The sequence below is a fragment of the Pseudoalteromonas sp. S2721 genome, assembly GCF_005887425.1.
Taxonomy (GTDB): Bacteria; Pseudomonadota; Gammaproteobacteria; order Enterobacterales; family Alteromonadaceae; genus Pseudoalteromonas; species Pseudoalteromonas simplex.
Window position 1 is genome coordinate 38620 of record NZ_PNCZ01000004.1, and the last position, 22433, is coordinate 61052.

The following is a 22433-nucleotide window of genomic DNA, read 5'->3' on the forward strand; positions in this document are numbered from 1 at the left end:
CTTAAACTTTTACTGTTCTATTATAAGAACTGACCTAGCGCTTTAACTTGGTCTAACATGCGGTTTGAGAAACCCCACTCGTTATCGTACCAAGCCATCACTTTAACAAGCTTACCATCTACTTTAGTTTGGGTAGAATCGAAGATTGAAGACGCTGGGTTGTGGTTAAAGTCGATAGAAACAAGTGGTAGTTCGTTGTATTCAAGAATACCTTGCATTGCACCTTCTGATGCAGCTTTAACTACTTCGTTGATTTCTGCTGCAGTTGTTTCGCGCTTAGCAACAAACGTTAAGTCTACTAAAGAAACGTTGATTGTTGGTACACGTACTGCCATGCCGTCAAGTTTACCCGCAAGTTCAGGAAGTACTAAACCAACTGCTTTAGCTGCACCTGTTTTCGTTGGGATCATTGACTGAGTTGCGCTACGTGCACGGTATAAGTCTGGGTGATAAACGTCAGATAAGTTTTGATCGTTTGTGTAAGCATGAATTGTTGTCATGCTACCTTGCTCGATACCGACTGTGTCGTTGATTGCTTTTGCAATCGGTGCTAAACAGTTTGTTGTACAAGATGCATTTGAAATGATGTTGCTGTCAGCGTTTAATACTTCGCTGTTAACACCGTGAACAACTGTTGCATCCATGTCAGTACCAGGTGCAGAAACAATAACTTTTTTAGCACCCGCTTCAATGTGTTTAGCCGCTGCGTCACGTGAAGTGAATAAACCAGTACATTCTAAAACGATATCTACGTTTAGTGCTTTCCAAGGTAAGTTTGCAGGATCACGCTCTTGCGTAAGGGTAATTTCGTCATTACCAATTAGCATAGTGTTTTCAGCAAGTGTTACTTTTTGAGAAAATTGACCGTGTACTGAGTCAAATTGAGTTAAATGCGCGTTAACATTTGCTGGTGCTAAATCGTTGATTGCAACGATTTTGATTTCGTTGTTTTGAGCTGACTCATAAAGGGCACGTAATACGTTACGACCGATACGTCCATAGCCATTAATTGCAACATTAATCATTCTAATATCTCCCGTTAATTATTTTACTTCACTTGCTTGGCGAGCAAGCGCTTCAATGGCTTGCCAGTCTTTGTTTTCAATAAGTTGTTTATCTAACATCCAAGTACCACCTACACAGATTACATTTTTAAGTGCCAGGTAATTAGGTGCTGTTTCAAGGCTAATACCGCCTGTAGGGCAAAATGTTACTTGTGGTAAAGGACCACCAATTGATTTCAGCATTGCTGTGCCACCCGCTGCTTCTGCAGGGAAGAACTTTAAGAACTTAAAGCCATGGCTTGCTAATTTCATTACTTCACTTGGTGTTGCTGCACCTGGTAAAAATGGAATATCAGTGTCTTTAGCCAGTGCTAATAATTCGTCGTTTACACCTGGGCTAACCATGAAGTCAGCACCGGCTTCAACAGATGCATTAAATGTCGCTTTATCAACCACGGTACCTGTGCCAACGTATGCTTCTGGTACGGCTTCTTTCATTAGCTTTACAGCTTCTGCCGCAATCGGCGTACGTAAAGTAATTTCTAGTGCTTTTAAGCCACCGTTATAAAGCGCACGTGCAAGTGGTGCTGCATCTTCAAGTTTTTCGATAACAACAACCGGTACCACAGGTGCCGATGATAAAATTTTCTCAATGCTCATTGTTTGTTCCTCATAGCCCAGTAACGGCGTATTATTATTCTAAACCAAAGGCACTTGCGCCAAGGTCTGCACTACTTACTATATTTCTGAAACCTGCGAATAACTCTCGGCCTGTACCATATGTTTGGCTTGGTTGGCTAAGTTGTAATTCACGTTTTGCTAATTCTTCATCGCTTACGTGTACTTTCAATACACCCGCTGGTGCATCAAGCGTCACTAAGTCACCTTCGTGAATTTTTGCGATTACACCACCTTCAACCGCTTCTGGTGCTAAGTGGATTGCAGCAGGAACTTTACCTGATGCACCCGACATACGACCGTCTGTCACAATCGCCACTTTGTAGCCTTGGTCTTGTAGTGTTGCCATTACTGGCGTTAATTTGTGAAGCTCAGGCATGCCTTTCGCCTTCGGACCTTGCTCTTTAATTACAGCAATAAAGTCTGTATTTAACTCACCGCGGCTATACGCTTCTTGTAACTCACCTTGTGAGCTAAATACTTTAGCTGGTGCAGAAACAACTTGGTGAGATTCAGCCACTGCAGATACTTTGATAACGGCTTTGCCAAGGTTACCTGTAAGAAGCTGTAAACCACCCTGCTTGCTAAACGGGTTATCAATCGGACGTAATACTTCTTCATCATGTGACTTTTCAGGACACGCTACCCATTTAACTTTGCTTGGGCCTGTGCTGTTAGTCATGATCACTGATGAATCTTTATCTAGCATTGGCTCTGTGGTGTATGCTTCTAAGCCATCACCTACAATCGTTTTCACGTCGTTATGTAAGTAACCTTTGCTCAGTAGTTGCTTCATTAAAAAGCCCATACCGCCGGCTGCTTGGAAGTGGTTTACATCTGCTGAGCCGTTCGGGTAAATACGTGTAAGAAGTGGCACAACTTCTGATAAGTCAGCCATGTCTTTCCAAGTAAGGATTACACCCGCTGCTTTCGCGATTGCTACTAGGTGGATTGCGTGGTTTGTTGAGCCGCCTGTTGATAACAAGCCAACTAAACCATTAATAATTGTTTTTTCACTTACTACGTCTGCAAGGCTGTTAGCATCTTTTGTTTCGATTAACTGCTTTAACATGGTTTCGACAGCATGACCTGTTAAACCATCACGAAGTTCTGTGTAAGGGTTAATGAAAGAGCTACCTGGTAAATGTAGACCCATGATTTCCATTAACATTTGATTCGAGTTAGCGGTACCGTAGAAAGTACACGTACCCGCACTATGATACGATGCGCTTTCAGCTTCTAACAGCTCTTCGCGACTTACTAAGCCTTGTGCAAATTTTTGACGAACACGGGCTTTTTCTTTATTCGGGATACCCGATTGCATTGGACCTGCTGGTAAGAAATACGTTGGTAAATGACCAAATGATAAGGCACCTATTAGAAGTCCAGGGACAATCTTGTCACACACACCTAAACAGAAAACACCGTCGAACACGTCATGCGATAAAGAAACCGCTGTAGACATTGCAATCACATCACGTGAGAACAATGATAGTTCCATACCATCACGGCCTTGAGTAACACCGTCGCACATAGCTGGTACGCCGCCAGCAACTTGTGCTGTAGCATCGAACTTAGTGGCAAGGCTTTTGATGATTTCCGGATAATCTTTGTAAGGAACATGCGCAGAAAGCATGTCGTTATAAGCGTTGATGATAGCTAGGTTTGGTTGCTCGTCTGCTTTTAAGCGAGCTTTGTCATCGCTGCTACAAGCAGCCATAACGTGTGCAATATTACCACAGCCTAAACCTGCACGAACTCTTGTTTGTTTTTTTGCGTGCGCGATTCGCTCTAAATAAGCTTGGCGGGTCTCTTTACTGCGTTCGATAACGCGTTCGGTGACTTCTTGGATACGAGGATGCAACATATAAATTCGACTCATCTCTATAGTTAGAGGATAAAGGCTCAGTAACAATTACAGACTCCACGAAAATAATTGTACTGAGCAACTTTGATTTACCCGTTCAAAGGTACGCTGACAGGCTGTCTCTCACAACCAACCTGACACCGGTGTCACTGTATTAACTCATGACTGTGACACCGGTGTCAACCTTATCTGTTAAATTTAGTTTAATTTTTTTAAATGACCAAATAATGAACAATTTTATTTTAGTAGAATATGAGTAGAATTCATGTGGAACACCACTATCAAAGGCGTATAGACAAGACAAGCTTTGAGGTTGGTTTTAATTAAAAACAGTAACTTATAGTGTTTTCATGAAATTTTTTAGCCTGAAATAAAAAAGCCCGAGAACGCGTCACTCATTCTCGGGCTACTGTGAAAAAACAAGATGAAATTTATTTAATTGCTGCTGTCGACTCACGAGTAATGAGTTTTGCTTCAAGGGTTACTTGATAAGGCGACTCTTGTGGATCACCAATATGAGTGATCAATTGCTTAACTGCTTGCTGAGTCATTTCTTCCACTGGTTGTGCAATGGTCGTTAACCCTGGCCAAATATGACGTGCAATTGGTGCGTTATCAAACCCTGCAATAGAGATATCATCAGGCACTCTTAACTGCATTTGCGTAGCAAGCTTTAATACCGCCGCTGCCATGTAATCATTTGAAGCAAATACTGCTGTTGGGCGAGGGTTTAAATCTAAAATTGTACGGGCACTATCAACACCAGAGTGATAACTGAAGTTACCTTCTTCAACTAAGCGTTCATCAAACTCAATTCCATTTGAGGCAAGTGCTCTTCGATAACCTTTAAAACGCTGCTCTGTGGCACTGTGATCAGGGTGACCTTTAATGAAGGCGATTTCTTTATGACCCAGCTTAATAAGGTGCTCTGTTATTTCAAAAGCCCCTTGTTCGTCATTACTTCTTACCGAAATAGAGTCGTCTTCAAGTACCGCAGAGGCGACACGAGCATACGGGATCTTTTTCGACTTTAAAAAGCTTACAAGTTCAGGAAAATCTGAAAATGGTGGGGTCAGTACAATGCCGTCTAAACGAGAGGTTTGAATTAGTTGCTCAATGTTACTAATTAATTCATCACCGCGTAATTCGCAAGGATGGATCAATAAGTTGTAGTTAAGTTCATGGCACGCCGCTAAGGCACCAGTTTGCACCCGGGTAATATAGCTTTTACTCGGATTATCGTACAAGCAACCAATAATAAAACTACGGTTTTGTGCTAAACCCCTAGCGATTGGGTTTGGCGTGTAATCGAGCTCTTTAAATACTTTAAGTACTTTTTCGCGCGTTGCATCACTCACGTTTGGCTCATTATTAAGCACGCGAGATACTGTTTTTTTCGATACACCGGCATAGCTGGCGACACTGTTGATGGTTACTTTCTTCATCCGCTCTACATCCAACTGCTATTTACGCGTTACTTTTAACATGTATACACGCAGCAGCACCAATGAATGGAATGTTGTCTTGTGTTACAAGCGTAACAGGGATCTGTGAAGTATATTGCGACATAATGCCTTTGTCTGCAAAACGTTCAACAAATCGACTAGATAATAAACGTTGTTGCATACGAGGTAAAATACCACCACCAATAAATACGCCACCTAATGCGCCAAATGTCAGGGCTAAGTCCCCTGCTACACTACCAATCCAATCACAAAATTGATTGAGTGTTGCATCACAGACTTCGCATTGACCCGTGGTTGCTAACTCGCTAATTTGTGCTGCATCTAAATTCTTGGCTTCAACGCCTTTTACCGCAGCCATAGCGCCATATAAATGAGCAATACCAGGGCCTGAGAACACAGTCTCCACAGAAACATGATTTAATTGCTTTTTAAGCTCAGTAATCAGCCTACGGTCTAAGTCTGTGACAGCTGCAAGGGTAATGTGCCCCGCTTCGCAGCTAAGAACAGCGCTGCCTTGTGATGTGCGAACTAAACACGCAGCACCAAAACCTGTACCTGGCCCCATAACTGCGATATTCGCATTTTCATCCGCCTGACCTGCTTTAACAGCCATATTTTGCGAATCATCTAAATAAGGTGCCGCATAAGCAAATGCTGCAAAGTCGTTGATTACTTCAAGTTGCTCAAATGAAAACTCAGCCTTTAAATCGGCAACGTTAAAGTGCCAGCCAAGGTTAGTTAAGTGAACTTGACCTGCTTTAATCGGGCCAGCTACTGCTAAACATGCACGGCTTGGCTTTGAAAACGAAATTTGACTAAAGTACTGGTTAATCGCACTTTCTAAAGAGCCAAAATCTGCACTTGGAAAAGTTAAATTGTGCTCGATAACAAACTGGTTAGTTTGTGCATTAAAGTCAGTGATTAAAGCGAAACGAGCGTTAGTGCCGCCGATATCGGCAACAAGAATAGGAACGAATTCTGTGGTTGTCTGTGTGTTCATGATGTTTTCTCTATTTGTCTAAGCTAGTTGCCGCTTATTTTTCTAGTTTTCAATGGCAAAGCCACCGTGTCTGCTAAACTTTGGGTCATTGCCTCAAAGAAGCTATCTTTTGTATTAAAAAAATGCTGCCCAAATGAATGGGCAGCCAAATACGTTTTGACAACAAAATGATAAAACAGTGACATTATGACACCGGTGTCAGATTTGGATCAATAAAAATTTTCATTATTTGTGCATGCATACGTATTTAATGAGAAAACCTGCGTATTAAGTATCGAAAAGGCATTTATAAACACATAAAAAATACCTAACTGTGTACAGAACAGCCACACTCTAGCTGCTTGTCACAAATAGCTTGAAAAAAATATTAAATAGCCGAAAATGGCAATTACTAGTTCTGTTATTTGGTAACCATATGAAAGGTAAGGCGACATCTTTTGACATTGCACATTATGCGGGTGTGTCGCAGTCAACCGTGTCTCGCGCGCTGCGAAATAGCCCTTTGGTCAACGAAGAAACCCGTCGACGTGTTCATGAGGTAGCCAAGCAGCTCAACTACAAAGTTGATAAAAATGCCAGTAACTTAAGAACACAGCAAAGTAGCACCCTCGCCCTGTTATTATTTGAAGATCCCACTTCGGATGAATCACAAATAAACCCTTTCTTTTTGGCGATGCTAGGTAGTATAACCAGAGCCTGTGCAAAAGAAGGCTACGACTTACTGGTATCGTTTCAGTCAAGCAGCTCTGATTGGCAAGCCGATTACGAAGACAGCCATCGTGCAGATGGCTTAATACTGCTTGGTTATGGTGATTACCTTGATTATCAACCTAAATTTAAAACCCTAATAGATCAGCACACTAAATTTGTCTGTTGGGGTGCCAGTGTAGATAACCGCCCAGATTTAACTGTGAGCTGTGATAACTACGGCGGTGGTAAATTAGCGGCTGAACATTTACTCGCAACAGGAAGAACCGATTGTGCATTTATCGGCGATGCTTCTGAGCATAGTCCAGAATTTTTTGCTCGCTACCAAGGCTTTAAAGATGCATTTCTAGCCAAGGGCGTTAATTTAAACGAACGTAAGATGGCAAATGCTATTTCAACAGAAGAATCAGGCTATCACGCGACTCGTTCACTCTTAGCAAATAACATTCGTTTTAACTCATTATTTGCTGCCAGTGACCTTATTGCGATTGGAGCTATTCGCGCATTGAAAGAAGCAAAAATAAAGGTTCCTGATGATGTGCACGTTGTTGGCTTTGATAATATTGCGGTTTCGAGCTTTGTAAACCCACCACTTACCACTGTTCAGCAAGACACCACCCTCGCCGGACAAATGTTGGTCGATAACCTGCTTAAACTTATTCGTGGTGAAGATGTCGAGAATACCCTTTTACCACCTCGGTTAATTATTCGTGGTTCAAGTGTTTAATTTTTAGCGATAACAGCTTTGTTATCGCTTACTCCCTCCCTAACCAGACACTTATTGCATTAAAATTAGTTTTTTTTCGATTTACCCAAGACTATTACTTCGAAAAAGCAGATAATTACACCTATTATGTTGAAAATGCTTATCTGGCTAACAATGCTTTAGATAACAACGCGCACAAAGGTGGAATTTTTTAATGGAAATTAAAGTTAATTTTCTCGACAACCTCAGACTTGAAGCCAAGTTTGATGATTTCTCTGTCATTGCAGACCAACCTATTCGCTATAAAGGTGATGGCACTGCACCAAGTCCATTCGATTACTTCTTAGCATCTTCTGCATTGTGTGCGGCTTACTTTATTAAAGTGTATTGTAATTCACGCGATATCCCGACAGATGGTATTCGTGTTGCGCAAAACAATATCGTTGACCCTGAAGACCGCTATAACCAAATTTTTCAAATTCAGGTTGAGTTACCAGAAAGCCTTTCTGAGAAAGATCGCACAGGTATTTTACGCTCTGTTGAGCGCTGTACAGTTAAACGTGTTATTCAAACTGGCCCTGAATTTAAGATCGATACTGTTGAAAGCATCGAAGCTGATGCGCAAGCAATGCTGATGGCAAAACCCGGTGATGACAGTAATACCTTTATTTTAGGTAAAGACTTACCGCTTGAAGAAACCATCGCAAATATGACGGCCATCCTTGAAGAGTTGGGGATGAAAATCGAGATTTCTTCTTGGCGTAATATTGTGCCAAATGTATGGTCACTTCATATTCGTGATGCAGCTTCGCCTATGTGTTTTACCAATGGTAAAGGTGCAACGAAAGAAAGCGCGCTATGCTCAGCTTTAGGCGAATTTATTGAGCGCTTAAACTGTAACTTCTTCTATAACGACCAGTTCTTAGGTGAAGACATTGCTAATAGCGAGTTTGTTCATTACCCAAATGAAAAGTGGTTTGCTCTGACTGACGATGACTCTTTACCTGAGGGCATTTTAGATGACTATACCCGCGAAATTTATAATCCAGACGGTGAGCTGTGTGGCTCACACCTAATAGATACCAACTCTGGTAATAAAGAACGTGGCATTTGTTCGATTCCTTATGTTCGCCACTCAGACGGTGAAACGGTTTATTTCCCTTCAAACCTAATTGAAAACTTATTCTTAAGTAATGGGATGAGTGCAGGTAACAATTTTGCTGAGGCAAAAGTACAATGTTTATCTGAAATTTTCGAGCGTGCCGTTAAACGTCAAATCATTGAGCAAGAAATAGTTTTACCAGACGTACCAGAGGACGTTTTAAATAAATACCCAGGTATTGTTGCGGGTATTAATGGTCTTGAAGAACAAGGTTTCCCTGTTGTAGTAAAAGATGCCTCGCTAGGTGGTCAGTTCCCTGTGATGTGCGTAACACTCATGAACCCTAAAACAGGCGGTGTATTTGCTTCTTTTGGCGCGCACCCAAGCTTTGAGGTTGCGTTAGAGCGCAGCTTAACTGAGTTATTACAAGGCAGAAGCTTTGAAGGCTTAAACGATGTACCTAAGCCAACGTTCAATAGTATGGCAGTTTCTGAGCCGGAAAACTTTGTAGAGCACTTTATTGATTCAACTGGCGTGATCTCATGGCGTTTCTTCAGCGCTAAACACGACTATGATTTTGTTGAGTGGGATTTCTCTGGTAGCAATGAGGAAGAAACAGCGAGCTTATTCGGTATATTAGAAAGTTTAGGTAAAGAAGCTTACATTGCTGAGTTCTCAGATCTTGGTACCGCATGTCGCATTTTAGTGCCTGATTACTCAGAAGTGTATCCAGTGGAAGACTTGATTTGGGACAATACCAATAAAGCACTTAACTTCCGTGAAGATATCTTAAACCTGCATCGTTTATCAGAAGATCAACTTGCTGATTTAGTTGAGCGCTTAGAAGAAAGTGAACTAGATAACTACATTGATATCATCACCTTAATCGGCATTGAATTTGATGAAAACACTGTATGGGGTCAGTTAACGATTCTTGAGCTGAAGCTACTTATTTATCTAGCACTTGGTGATTTAGAAGCAGCAATGGAGCTTGTTGAAGCATTCTTACAGTATAACGACAATACCATTGTTGAACGCGGCCTATTCTACCAAGCAATGCATGCAACGTTAGAAGTCGCACTCAGCGATGACCTAGAGATTGAAGATTACATTCATAGCTTCACCCGTATGTTTGGTCAAGAAACGATGGATGCAGTCGTTGGCTCAATTAACGGCGATGTAATGTTCTATGGTTTAACAGAAACCAGCATGAAGCTTGAGGGTTTAGACAGGCACCTTCGTTTAATCGAAAGTTACAAAAAGCTACACGCTACACGCTGCCCGCGCTAAAAAAGCAGGGCTGTAACCAAGAAATATCAAAGCCGCACGTTTTCGTAACCTGCGGCTTTTCTGCTTTACTTAAAACCGTTACTTAACGAAAACGAACACCTGTAATATCGTATTCAGCAATAAAGCGGCCACCATAAGAATCTACAAACATAAACTCCATCTCTATTTTATCTCGTCGACCTTTGTGCTCAAGCAATTCAACAATAAAGTGTGTATTAGAATTAAGGTCATAGGAGCGACCTTTTGTTTCTCGGGTAATATTGAACTTTGTAGGGTTACCTATGCTATCAAAATACTCAAACAGCACGTTTAAACCGCGCGCATAAATTCCCGAGTCTCGCTGTGAGGAATTAGGTCTTTGCTGTGCCAACAACCATGTTTTGTCTTTTTGATTTACAGCCTTAATAAACTCACTTATTAATTGTTGGTGCTCAACAAGAGGTGGCAGCTTTATTTCTTTTAGTGACTCTGTGAGTTTATCGCCCGCTCCCTCGGTTCTTGCTATGTAATTCTCAAAACCGGCGTCTATCGACATATAATTTAAATAGTCCGCAAGGCCATCATTGTAAACCTGTTCAAATGTGCCATATTCTTCCGAGAGAATATTTTCAAGACGATTATATAAAGAAAAAGCATGCGCTGAGTCTAATTTCTTCAGCTCAGAAGTGTCTATTAATTGACCAAAAAGTAGTGCATTTAAGTCAATTACATTTGTTCTATCATCAAACGTAATAATTTCCTTGGCCCATTCTTTATCTGCTGTGGCAATATGCAAATAGTAACGTTGAAAAGGCGCACCATGCTCATCAGTGATGGTAATTTTATTTGTCGAAAAGTCATAAATTTTGGCATTTTTAGTAGGGCCAGTTCTAACACTTACCTTTAAGCCTTTTGACAGTTCGGTAAATTTATCTGACTTTTCAATCACAACTTCTTGAGAAGCAAAAATAGTCGTCGGAAGTAGCAACAAAATACTGGCAATGCATTTACTAACATTTTTCATATAAATCCCTTTAAGTTAAAAATCAGACCAAACCCAATAAAGGTACATAAATACCTTAAATGTATACTAAAGTGGTAACTAATTGAAGCTTAGTGTGTATGTTAGGGTTTATATCGGTAATGCCCTGTAATTTTGTAAGTGAATAACATATCTTCCATTTTAGGACCCCAGCCTATGTTATGAACAATCAGAGGTCTTAATTTATCTTTCGATAGTTCATCTGTAACGATACCTATATGAGGCCTATTATTAGGTAGAACCCAAGTCACAATATCACCTGCTTGATAGTCAGCAGCTGTTTTACTAATAACATGACTTTCACCATGTCTTTCAAAAAACACTTGTAGGTTAGGTACCCTGCGATGGTCAATATTGGTATCTGGTTTGGTTAAGCCCCAAATTCGCTTTGAAGGATATAAGCTAAAGTTGTCGCGCATATCCTCATATACAAAAGCCTGTAAATCAATTCCTAAAGCTCTGTAAGTACGTATAACCACGTCGGTACATACACCTATATTCTTAGGTACATCACCATTGGGATAGTCTATTTTTCGGTAACTTCCGTTATAAACTACAAAGTGTTCAGTTCGCTCTTTGGCGGCCTCAACAAGTTTAGATTGAAAGCTTTGTGCTTGAGAATTAAGAGAAAATAATAAAAGTAACATCCAGGCTGTTTTTATCATCTATAAACTCCATTTTAAATAATTATAAAAAAACTCGAATAGGCTGCTCTCTGCCCATTCTCTTTATTAAGTGTTAATGCTGTTCAGTATCAGCGTATTCTGCTAAACGGCTTTCAACTTGTAAGCGCTCTTGCTCAGTGAGTTCGCCATAAAACTTGGGGTAAGGCCAGCCATAACCCCAGCGAAAGCTGGTAGGTAAAAAAGGTGTCCCCCCCACTCTGACACCAGCAAGCATCAATACCGCAATTTCTTGCTCACCCACTTGTGCAACACACGCTTTTAAATCTATATCAGCTTGCTCACGTTGCTTGAAAGTGCCGCCTTGCCAATATGCGAGATCATGGGCTGTACAACAAGCCAACCATAAGCTTTTGTGTTCTATCGTTCCATCAGGAAATGAACTGCAACCATCACTACTGAAGGGTTTTAATTTTGCAATAGCAACACTTAATAAAGGGAAAGTAAGTATGATTAGAGAAACAAAGCGAATCATGTGTTTCATTGTTTTAGAGCTCACAGTTAATTTTCAATATTATAAACTGAACCTTCACAACGCATTGATTTATAACATTGGTTTGTATTTGACCTAGTGTAACATTGAGAAAAAACTATACCATTACCACCCATTTTATGTGCTTTAACTTTCAGAGAGTCTTGTAAAGATTCTTTTATATTAGAAGGATTATAATAATAAGCACTTTCTGGGATAAGAGAGTCATTCTTTTCGTGACAGTAGTTAGATTCTACATTGCCTAAATAAGAAGTTCTAAAGTTGAAAATTTCTCTATCTTTATAAACCTGCACATGTTCACCTCTACCTCTGTTTTCCACGTCAGCAATTACGTAATCACCAAAGTTAGAGCGAATAGAACAAGAACATTGCAAAATTATAAAAATTATAAAAAAGACTTTCTTTAACATCTGAATTCAACTCCCTTTAGACATTTATTTAAAAAATGACTTAGCCAAGTTTTAGTCATATTTTTTGATAAGAACATAAAAGGTTATGACGTTTATGTTCTTTAAGCAAACATTTAACTTTAGAAACAATTTCTTCTAAATACTTAATCAAAATATCACACTCTAAAAAATTATTTGTAAAAAAGTGCAAAACAAAAAACCGCCGAGGTTAATTCGGCGGTTTAATTATTTAAGTAGTTATTTAAAAGAAGCTTACTTAGCTAATGTTTCGGCTGCTTTTTCTGCAAAAAGGTTACCTAGTTTTATATAGTAATTACTTTTATAGTGCCATTTATCTTCGATGAATTCGACAGGCTCATCAAAGGCAACTAAATGAGCATTAGCATTTGATTTAACGTACTTTTTCTGAGCATCCCATACACTATCAATATGTGGCATCATGCGTGTTTCAGGTGTTTTACCAGAGTCTTCGATTCTGCCAAGAATGATTGGTAACTCTCTATTGCCAAAAGTCATTTTCATATCATTCATAAGGCTTGTTAAATTAGCTAAATAAACCTTAGATGCTTGCTCATGATAGGCATCGGCCTCACCCTGCATCCAAATTATCCCTGCTGGGACTAAAGTATCTGCTACACCATCACCATCTATATCATTGTTCGCTAACGCAGCTCTTACGGTAGTTTGAAAGTTATCCCATTGGTTGATCTTGGTGTTGTCAGCATAGTTCTGCCCCCATGTACCAAAACCAGATGCCCCAAGCGCAATAGATGAGCCACCACGCGCATATTTGATAATGGCTATTTTCTTACCCGTTAGCTCAGATAAGCGTTTACCAAAACTCAATTCAGGGCCAAATCTATCAGATAAAATAATTGAATGCTCTGTCGATCTTGCCCCTGTTCCAAAACCAGGCATTAAATTAGTCCAAACACCTTTGCCACCATTTAATGCATCATCAGCAACAGGGTTACCAAAAAATAATAAGGTATTTTCAACTGGCTTTTTATACTGTGCAGGTAAGTCTTTATTAAAGCCAAAACCTTCCATATTTGATTGGCCCCCCATAAAGTAAAGCAAATAGTCATCCGCTTTACTTTGCGTGCTTATTGCTAACAAACCACATAAGGCTAGTTTTTTTAACATTATTTTTCCTTTTGCCAAAAGCAACATGCCCAATAAATATTGGGCATGTAATTAAGTATTTACTTCATCGATATAGCTTCGTGCTATGAATACGGCTAATACAGGCATTTAGCCTAGCAGAAGCAGTTCGATTCTTTTAATCAATCAAATATTACAGTGCTTGAGTGTTGGCTCTGAACATAAACTCAAGTGGAATTTGCAATCGCTTAGCCCAATCAACTTCTGCATGCGTCGCACCAGGGAAATATTGACTCTGCCATAACGAAGCCGGATAACCGTGTTGCATAAACACATTATCAATTTGTTTTTGAAGATCAGGATACATGGAGTCTAATGTGCCATCTCCATAATCGAAGTAAACTTTTTGTGTTGTTAGTTTGCCAATATTGTCAGAAATATACTGCTTGAAAGCAGTAAATACTTGTTTGTCATAAGTAAAAATTCCTGGCCAATGCGTAGACATACAAATTGCGCCGGCAAACTCATTAGGATATTGAAGTAATGTATACCAAGAAATAAGCCCTCCCATGCTTGATCCTGCGATATACCGATGTTCAAAACCTTTATTTACTGAATAGTTATTCTCAATAAAGGGAATGACTTCTTCAACAACAAAGCGAGCATAGTTGTCTGAATAAACCTTAGAGTAGAACAGCTTTTGCCCTGGATACCTCTCTAACTCAAATAAATCTGCTTGTTTTTGCTTTGCTAAACTTTCAAATACTTTTTGTGGAAAATACTCGCTATGACGATTTTCTACCGCATTTGGAATGCCAACAACAATAAATGGCTTAACTTTACCGCTTTGAATTAACTTCGCGGCAACTTCATCAACTTGCCATTCTTGATTATTCCATGTTGTTTTGGCATCAAACAACATTCGACCATCATGCATATATAAAACATCATACTTACGCGTGTTGTTATAACCTGGTGGTAACCAGATATTTAAAAAGCGGCTCTCAACGTACTTTGAACTAAAGTTTTCTTTAACATCAAGATGCCCTTTTGACACCTCAGGGATTATCACATTTGCAAAAGTGACACCTGTAAATAGCATCAAGGTTAAACAAATTAATTTCTTAAACATAATGTCTACTCAAATTTAAACTAAAAAGCCGCAAATGAATTGCGGCTTATTAATAAGGTATTACTTGAGGGCTTTTTCAACCACTGGGTAATGGTCCCACACATGTTTATCACTCACTGAACGGAGTAACTTGATATATTCTGCATGAGTCCAAGCAAGTGGTGTCGCTGAGTTTGTCCCCTCACCTAACTGATAGCCTGCTTTATTGTTACCTACGCCATCCCAAACTTGTTCAGGTAACATCATGCCTTCATTGGCAAATGCTTCCATACCTTTTACATAGGTGTCTTTAATCGCTTGTTGCTTCATCGCATCTAGGCTGTTGGTTGCGTTTGCCGCAGCGATTTCATAGTGACCACGCTCACCTGTGAAAAACGGCCATACACGACCACGTTGACCAGGGGTGTTATTGCCACCTTCAGCATAGTTGTTACCTGTCACTTCATCTTCACCGTAACCATCGTTACCATAGCGACGGTAACCAGGGAATGACCCTGAGCCATCAGCAAAATTAAAGGTGTAACGCACTTGCAGATTATCGACTAAGGTTTCGTCATCGTATTCTGGTAATGTTTTTACAATGCTTGGCGCAAGTGCATCACGAACACCGTAACGTACAAGCTCTAAGAAACCACCATCAAGGATTTGCTTTTTATCAAAGCCTTCACGGCCATTATTGGCGTTAAGTGTGGTTGATGAGTTTGGATCTTTGTCTTGACCAATGCGAATGAAATATTCACCATCGCTGTTTTCAGACTTAAGGTTACCTTGAGTCGTAAACATGGTGCTTTCAATTTCACTGTTGTAGGTTTTAGCCGTTGCTAGATAACGCTCTGCATTTTTTGTGTCACCTGCTTTTTTAGCAATATCAGCAGCTGTCACTAGGCCTGCAACAACCGCAGCCGTTGTTGATGGTGAAAAACCATTTTGTTCTTCCCAACGCTCTTGTTGCGTTGCTGGCGGTGTAATTTGCGTGTCGTTCCAAAGAATTTTCGCAAGGCCACCATCAACTAAGAAATCAGCAGCTGGCTTTAACATTTTGCCATACCAATCTGTAAGCTCTTGCTCGCTAAGTACGCCTGCTTGATGTAGTTTCCACGCTAACATAATTGGCATTGCTGTTTGGTCAAGCTGAACACCTACCCACTCAAGCTCACCATCAACGTGCGTCTTTTGTAAAAACCAACCCGTGTCACCACCATTGCCTGGTGTGTTATCTGTTACTTGTACTTTTTCTAGATATTCAAACGCCGTTTTTGCGGTACGTGTATCACCCATGGCCATAAATGCCATCGCAACTTGATAGAAATCACGTACCCAAACCGCTTTATAACCGGTAGAACCTGTTTTAGCTGATACTGTTTCACCCCAAGGGTTAGACAGTGACGCAATTAAAGCACCAGCATGGGTTTTATCTTCTTGTGCTTTTAACACCATGGCGCTGGTATAAAGTAACTTACCATTATCTGCGGTGCTGTTAGTTAATGTGCTCAAAGGTTCAAGGCTTGCTAAATAGTCTTGCCAACCAATTGCAGCACCTTCACCGTTATATGCTGCAAGCACTTTTAGGTAACCTTGATTTAAACTCGCTTGACCTTCTTTTAAGCTTGCAGCTTCAGAGTTACCAAAACTTAACGCTAAATCAAAAGTAGTGTTTTTTGATACTTCGCCAAGCTCTGCAAGTAAGCTTACATTACCCGACTTATCACCGGTATTTTGGTAAGTCGTTGAAAGTGATTGTGTTGCTTTTAACTCTTTTAAGCCATCACTAACACCTGTAAAGCCAACGCTTGCTTGCTTAAATGGTTGAGCGGCTTGTAAAGATAAAAAGTTATCATCTTGCCACGCAACTAGGCCCTTATCAGTCACTTTTGCGAAATCGTCTAAACCATTGTTATTGATGTAAGGATTCACATTAACGTAGGCTTTCACACCTTCAAGGTCGGTATTAAATACGCTACGAACAAACAATGTTTGACCGTTTGGATCTGTAAAGATATGTTTTTCTAAGGTGAAACGACCTTGCTTATCTTTACTTACCACTTTGTAAGCAAGCGATAATGGGCGACCTGCGTCGTCTTTGAATAAATAATCAATGCTCACATCGAGATCATCGTTCTCTGTAACGGTAAAGTCTTTACCGACTACAACAAACTGCATATCTTTGATTTGCGCTTGGTGAATTAAACCAAACATGGTTTCTGTGATCATGCCTTTCGCGATTGAAAACCAAACTTTTGATACTTTGCCAGTAGCAGCTGCGTCGCTGTAGTGGCCGTCTTGGTATTGCTCGTAAGAGGTACCAATACCCGTTTTACCAGAGTATGCCCAAAAAGGCTCAACACCCGGTGCACCTGGCGCTGACACCTGCTCAACTGCTGTATTAACTGATTGCTCTGAACTACAAGCTGTTAAACCTAACGCTAACAAGCTTGCTGTAATAAGATTAAATTTTTTCATTGTGTGTCCTTATTATTGTTGCTTAACGCGCAGCACAGCGACCGCTGCTAGTACGAATGACACTGCACCTAGCACTAACGCATAAATCGGTTGATTATCAAAAAAGTGACGTAAAATTAGGCCTAATACGCTTGCCGCTAACAGCTGCGGAATAACAATAAAGAAGTTAAAGATACCCATGTACACACCCATTTTTTTACTTGGTACTGAGGTACTTAACATTGCGTATGGTAAAGATAGAATTGACGCCCAAGCAAACCCTACTCCAATCATTGGCCAGATCAGTAAACTTGGATCTTTGATAATAATGAAGCTGACCAGACCCAATGCACCTAGCACTAGGTTGAGAGCGTGAGCCATTTTTAGCCCTACTTTTTTAACGATAACCGGAATACACAGTGCTGCAATGGCAGCAAAACCATTGTAAGCGGCAAATAATACACCAACCCAATCCGCACCGTTATTGTAGGCAAGAGAGCTTGTATCACTGCTGCCGTAGTGGAAGCTAGTTACTGCCGATGTGGTGTAAATCCACATTGCAAACAATGAGAACCAGCTAAAAAATTGTACCCATGCCAATTGTTTCATCGTTTCTGGCATAGTGAATACATCATTCACAACTTGATAAAAGCCACCACTGGTTGCGTTTTTAGCCTTTAAAGCACCAGCAATAAATTGAATAACACCAAAGCTAATCAAACCACCAGCGAGTAAATAAAGCTCTTTTTCAAGCGATAGACCCGTTACAATACCAAGTACTACTAGACCAAGAACCGTAAAGATTGCAGCGCCTTTGTTAAAGTTTACATCACTTTGAACATCACTCGAGTCATCGCTTTGCTCTTGTTCATGAAAGCTTTCAAGTTCTTCTGGTGAATATTCTTTCGTGGTAAATACAGTCCAAAACACAGCAACTAATAAAACTACTGCACCAAAGTAAAACGAAAATTTTACAGAATCTGGAATTTGCCCAGCAGGTGCCGTATTAGCAATATCGAACCAGTTAGTCATCATCCAAGGTAATGCAGACGCAACAACCGCACCAACACCAATGAAGAAGCTTTGCATCGCATAACCAGTTGCACGTTGTTTTTTCGGTAGGTTATCACTAACAAGGGCGCGGAATGGCTCCATAGTCACGTTAATTGACGCATCCATGATCCATAACATACCCGCCGCAATCCAAAGGCTTGGTGAGTTAGGCATGATGAATAACGATAACGTCGTTAAAATAGCCCCATAGAAAAAGAACGGACGACGACGACCTAACTTATTCCAAGTTTTATCGCTCCAGTAACCGATGATCGGTTGTACAATTAGACCTGTTAATGGTGCTGCAACCCAAAGGATTGGAATATCATCAACATTGGCACCTAAAGTTTGAAAAATACGGCTTACATTACCGTTTTGTAATGCGAAGCCAAATTGGATACCAAGGAATCCAAAACACATATTCCATATTTGCCAAAAGCTCAGCGTTGGTTTGTTATTATTCATAGTCAGCCTTTAAGGTAAATACTGCACTGCTTAAGCCATTCAGCTGTAGTTGAATTGGCGCATTCGTAGCTGCCTCAGAAATCACAATGTCGGCATGATTTTCTAGGTTATCAATTAACGTTAAGCCACTGTGATTAAGCTTAGGTAACAACGTTTGGTTAAGTGTTAGTTCAACATCTTGAGGGTTTTCTGAAAAATTACTTACGACGAGCACCAGTTGTTGACCTAGCTTTCGCGTAAAAGCAATAACTTGTTCTGAGCCTGTCAATTCAATCGCTTGCATGTCACCACCAACAATGGCAGGAAGTGTGTTTAACGACATTAACTTAGAGTAGTAAGTGCGAAGATCAGCTTGCTGCTTTGAAAGCGCACCGCCGTCGAATTTACCATTATTCATCCACGCTTGATGCGCAGGTACACCCATATAATCAAAGATACTGGTACGCGTTGGGTCACCAAAGCCACCGTCCTCAGAGCCATCTTCACCGACAGCTTGACCAAAATAAAGTAAGGTTGGCGAGCGCGACATCAATGTAGATACCACCATCGCTGGCTTACCTTTTTCACTACTACCAGCGAAATCTGGGCTAGCTATGCGTTGCTCATCATGGTTTTCTAAGAAGTGCAACATATGCTCTTCAATATCCGCCACTTGGCTTTGGATATCGAAAATAGTATCCGCTGATTGCTTGCCTTGCATCACAGCTTTAACCGTGTCGTAAAAACCGACTTTGTCGTAAAGGTAATCCATCTTACCTTGTTGGATATATGGGCGGTAAAGCGTTGGGTTATATACCTCAGCCAAAATAAAGGCATCGCTTTTTTGCATCTTGATTGATGAATTTAAAAAGCTCCAAAACTCAACAGGCACCATCTCGGCCATATCATAACGGAAACCATCAACACCTTTATCTAACCAATAAAGCGCGATATCGCGGAATTTATACCAGCTATTTGGTAGGTCTTTATCTTGCCAAAATGCGTAGTGCGCACGGTAATCTTTATCAGCGTAATCATCCGGTAGCGTCGGGAAGTCGTAGCTACCATCTGGTTTCACACCGTAATTGATTTTAACTGTTTCGTACCAATCATTGATGTCGGGTTTAGCGGCACGGGCCCCATTACCCGTCCATTTTGCTGGGGTTTCGGCAAATTGATTATCAGCAAGAGGATGCGGGTTACCACCTAACACTTGGTAGCTATCGCTTGTTGGCACTTGAAATGACTGCCCTGTTACATAATAAAAGTTATTATCGCGAGCATAGGTTTTCGTCGTGTCATCTTCAGCACCAAAATCCTTAACGCCTTCAGGCTTTGCGACCGACTCATAGTTACGCGCTACGTGGTTTGGCACAATATCAATAACCACTTTCATACCGTGCTTATGAGTGCGATTGATTAGCTCGACAAACTCTTCTAAGCGGCGCTCAGGGTTAATTGCTAAATCAGGATTAACATCGTAATAGTCTTTCACTGCATAAGGCGAGCCTGCACGGCCTTTTACAACATCAGGATCATCTTGTGACAAACCGTATTCGGTATAGTCAGTTACTAAAGCATGACGCGGTACACCGGTGTACCAAACATGTGTTGTACCTAGTTCTTTAATACCTTGTAATGCAGCATCATTAAAATCAGCGAATTTACCTACCCCATTTTCTTCTAATGTGCCCCACGGTTTATTGGTGGTGTTAGTGTTACCAAATAATCGAGTGAATACTTGGTAGACCACAGGCTTAGAGATAGCTGCTTGGCTAGATTCTGATTGCTGCTTTTGCGTGTTCTGCTGTACTGGCGCATCGTTACCACAGGCAGTTAAACCTAAAACCGAAGCCACTACTAACGCAGTTAGTTTGTATGTTGTCATCATTACTTCATTTTTCTGTAAATATCAGTTCATACTAATGTTAAGGGCTGCATACGGACAGTAAATGCATACGTATTCAGCCTATTAGTTGCAATTATTCAAGCTCTATTAAGCGTGCTTGCATAGCTTTTAAGCGGATTGGCGCAGCAAGATCAACACGCTCTTCGCTGATTAAATCGCGTCCTTTATTATTGCCTTTCAGCACTTCTTGCATGTAGCTTAAATCCCAATCAATAGCTTGTTGGTTTTTGTTAAGAACAACCAATACAGTTTGGCCATTGTGCTCTCTCACATAGCTGTAAATGCCTTGCTTGGGTGAAAAATGCATTAAACGACCTTCGCTTAACGCTGGTTTTTCTTGACGAAGCTTAAGCAGTTTTTTCATGCTAGCTAACATCTCTTGCTGATCAGCTGAAAGCCCCTTACCTGTGAAGGCATTCGCTTTTTGACCTTTAAACCCACCCGGGAAATCAATGCGAATATCACCGTGGTCATTGCTTGGCGTGTTATCGAGCAGCAGCTCAGTGCCGTAATAAATTTGTGGAATACCACGAGTTGTTAACAACAGCGTCATGGCTAATTTAGTTTTTGCAAGGTCTTGACCCAGCTCAGTGTAAACACGGCTCATGTCATGGTTATCTGCAAACACTAAAATGTTATCTGTATCAGCATACAAAAAGTCATTCGCCAGCGATTGATACACTTTAACCCAACCTGTATTCCAGCTTTCTTCTTCGTTAAGTGCTTGGATCAACGCCTCTTGTAATGAAAAGTCCATTACACTTGGTAACTCAGAGGTATAACCATCTTGATTGACTTTGCCACGCTGCCAATAAGATGCAATTGCTGGGTTGGTTGTCCACTCTTCACCAACAATATTAAAGTTTGGGTATTCGGTCATTATCGCTTTAGTCCAATCGGTTAAAAATGCTTTATCTGAGTATGAATAGGTATCAACACGAATGCCGCTTAAGTTGGCGTATTCAATCCACCAAATGGCATTTTGAATTAAATACGTTGATAGTAACGGCTGGCGCTGATTTAAATCAGGCATCGTCTCAACAAACCAACCATCATTAAATTGACGTTTGTCGTATTGGCTCGCATGAGGGTCTTGAATTGTTTGTCTGGCGTGACTAGTGGCATTTTTACCGTTTTCAAACTTGCCATCAAAGTTAACCCAATCTGCCGTTGGCATGTCACTCATCCACTGATGCGATGAACCAAAGTGGTTAAGTACCATGTCCATCACTAAGCCGATACCATGCTCTTTCGCTTCTGCCGATAAGGTTTTATAAAGCGCATTACTGCCCATACGCGGATCAACTTTGTAAAAATCAGTAATAGCATAACCATGATAAGAATAACTTGGCATGTCATTTTCAAGCACCGGTGTTAACCAAAGTTGCGTTACACCGAGGTCCTCAAGGTAATCTAGGCTATTGATAACACCTTGAATATCACCGCCATGTCTGCCACCTTTAAAGCTTGGGTTTGCAGCCTCCTGCATACCTGCAACACTATCGTTACTTGGGTCACCATTTACAAAGCGATCAGGGTTTATTAAATAAAGCGTGTCTCTATTTGTAAAGCCATGACGATTGGCACTTTGCTTATCACGGTCATTTAACGGGTAAGTAAAGGTGGTGCCGTCTTCAGCTTTAAAAGTCAGTGTTCCCGCCTTTGCATTATCGCTGATGGTTAAATCTAAAAACGCGTAGTTAGGGTTATTTGTTGTTGTCACCCCTTTAAACTCAACGCCTATGAAAGGCACCATTTGCCACGTTTTGTTAGCAATATTGTTATCGTAAAGCATGACTTGTAATGAGTCGTTTTGCATCCCTACCCACCAGTTTTCTGGTGACGCAGTAATTGCAAAACTTGCTGTTGAGTTAAAAAGTGTAAATGCGGTTGTAAGCGCTAAAAATGTTTGTGTTTTTTTCAT

At 40.6% G+C, this 22433-nt stretch carries 17 protein-coding genes; 2 read left to right on the forward strand and 15 right to left on the reverse strand.

Annotated elements, in window-relative coordinates; genetic code table 11:
- Nucleotides 1-20 precede the first annotated feature (20 nt).
- The 5 genes from gap to glk all read right to left on the reverse strand — a co-directional run bounded on the left by gap (nucleotide 21) and on the right by glk (nucleotide 6015).
- The gene (gap, locus tag CWC02_RS00775) at nucleotides 21-1025 is read right to left on the reverse strand and encodes a type I glyceraldehyde-3-phosphate dehydrogenase (protein ID WP_054551438.1); all 1005 of its coding nucleotides are present in this window, start codon (nucleotides 1023-1025) and stop codon (nucleotides 21-23) included.
- Between the two features lie 18 nt (nucleotides 1026-1043).
- Complete coding sequence (locus tag CWC02_RS00780) at nucleotides 1044-1664, reverse strand: bifunctional 4-hydroxy-2-oxoglutarate aldolase/2-dehydro-3-deoxy-phosphogluconate aldolase (RefSeq protein ID WP_054551439.1); 621 nt, start codon at nucleotides 1662-1664, stop codon at nucleotides 1044-1046.
- 34 nt (nucleotides 1665-1698) lie between these two features.
- Nucleotides 1699-3549: a phosphogluconate dehydratase gene (edd, locus tag CWC02_RS00785; RefSeq protein ID WP_138600580.1), complete on the reverse strand. Its 1851-nt coding sequence runs from the start codon at nucleotides 3547-3549 to the stop codon at nucleotides 1699-1701.
- Nucleotides 3550-3980: 431 nt separating this feature from the next.
- Complete coding sequence (locus CWC02_RS00790) at nucleotides 3981-4994, reverse strand: LacI family DNA-binding transcriptional regulator (protein WP_054551441.1); 1014 nt, start codon at nucleotides 4992-4994, stop codon at nucleotides 3981-3983.
- 22 nt (nucleotides 4995-5016) lie between these two features.
- Nucleotides 5017-6015, reverse strand: coding sequence for a glucokinase (gene glk, locus CWC02_RS00795; protein ID WP_138615881.1), 999 nt, complete (start codon nucleotides 6013-6015; stop codon nucleotides 5017-5019).
- Between the two features lie 415 nt (nucleotides 6016-6430).
- On the opposite strand from glk, the gene CWC02_RS00800 reads away from it, so the two are divergent.
- Nucleotides 6431-7450 carry a LacI family DNA-binding transcriptional regulator gene (locus CWC02_RS00800; protein ID WP_054551443.1) on the forward strand — a complete coding sequence of 340 codons (1020 nt, stop codon included), beginning with the start codon at nucleotides 6431-6433 and terminating at the stop codon, nucleotides 7448-7450.
- 193 nt (nucleotides 7451-7643) lie between these two features.
- Nucleotides 7644-9821, forward strand: coding sequence for an OsmC domain/YcaO domain-containing protein (locus CWC02_RS00805; protein ID WP_138615883.1), 2178 nt, complete (start codon nucleotides 7644-7646; stop codon nucleotides 9819-9821).
- A gap of 82 nt (nucleotides 9822-9903) precedes the next feature.
- On the opposite strand, the gene CWC02_RS00810 is transcribed toward CWC02_RS00805, so the two are convergent.
- From CWC02_RS00810 to CWC02_RS00855, 10 genes are all read right to left on the reverse strand, one after another.
- On the reverse strand, nucleotides 9904-10824 hold the full coding sequence (locus tag CWC02_RS00810) for a hypothetical protein (RefSeq protein ID WP_138615885.1): 921 nt from the start codon (nucleotides 10822-10824) through the stop codon (nucleotides 9904-9906).
- Nucleotides 10825-10925: 101 nt separating this feature from the next.
- A complete protein-coding gene (locus CWC02_RS00815) occupies nucleotides 10926-11507 on the reverse strand; it encodes a DUF1287 domain-containing protein (RefSeq protein ID WP_138615887.1) in 582 nt (193 codons plus the stop codon).
- A 73-nt stretch (nucleotides 11508-11580) separates the two neighbouring features.
- Nucleotides 11581-12009, reverse strand: coding sequence for a hypothetical protein (locus tag CWC02_RS00820; protein ID WP_502705388.1), 429 nt, complete (start codon nucleotides 12007-12009; stop codon nucleotides 11581-11583).
- Between the two features lie 17 nt (nucleotides 12010-12026).
- Nucleotides 12027-12428, reverse strand: coding sequence for a hypothetical protein (locus CWC02_RS00825; RefSeq protein WP_138615889.1), 402 nt, complete (start codon nucleotides 12426-12428; stop codon nucleotides 12027-12029).
- Between the two features lie 252 nt (nucleotides 12429-12680).
- On the reverse strand, nucleotides 12681-13574 hold the full coding sequence (locus tag CWC02_RS00830) for a sialate O-acetylesterase (RefSeq protein ID WP_171043803.1): 894 nt from the start codon (nucleotides 13572-13574) through the stop codon (nucleotides 12681-12683).
- Nucleotides 13575-13725: 151 nt separating this feature from the next.
- Nucleotides 13726-14664: an alpha/beta hydrolase gene (locus CWC02_RS00835; RefSeq protein WP_138615893.1), complete on the reverse strand. Its 939-nt coding sequence runs from the start codon at nucleotides 14662-14664 to the stop codon at nucleotides 13726-13728.
- Between the two features lie 60 nt (nucleotides 14665-14724).
- On the reverse strand, nucleotides 14725-17124 hold the full coding sequence (locus CWC02_RS00840) for a glucan 1,4-alpha-glucosidase (protein WP_138615895.1): 2400 nt from the start codon (nucleotides 17122-17124) through the stop codon (nucleotides 14725-14727).
- Between the two features lie 12 nt (nucleotides 17125-17136).
- Nucleotides 17137-18621 carry an MFS transporter gene (locus CWC02_RS00845; RefSeq protein WP_138600557.1) on the reverse strand — a complete coding sequence of 495 codons (1485 nt, stop codon included), beginning with the start codon at nucleotides 18619-18621 and terminating at the stop codon, nucleotides 17137-17139.
- Nucleotides 18614-20488: an alpha-amylase family glycosyl hydrolase gene (locus CWC02_RS00850; RefSeq protein WP_502705389.1), complete on the reverse strand. Its 1875-nt coding sequence runs from the start codon at nucleotides 20486-20488 to the stop codon at nucleotides 18614-18616. Before CWC02_RS00850 ends, CWC02_RS00845 begins: the two co-directional genes overlap by 8 nt.
- A 94-nt stretch (nucleotides 20489-20582) precedes the next feature.
- Nucleotides 20583-22433, reverse strand: coding sequence for a glycoside hydrolase family 13 protein (locus CWC02_RS00855; RefSeq protein ID WP_138615900.1), 1851 nt, complete (start codon nucleotides 22431-22433; stop codon nucleotides 20583-20585).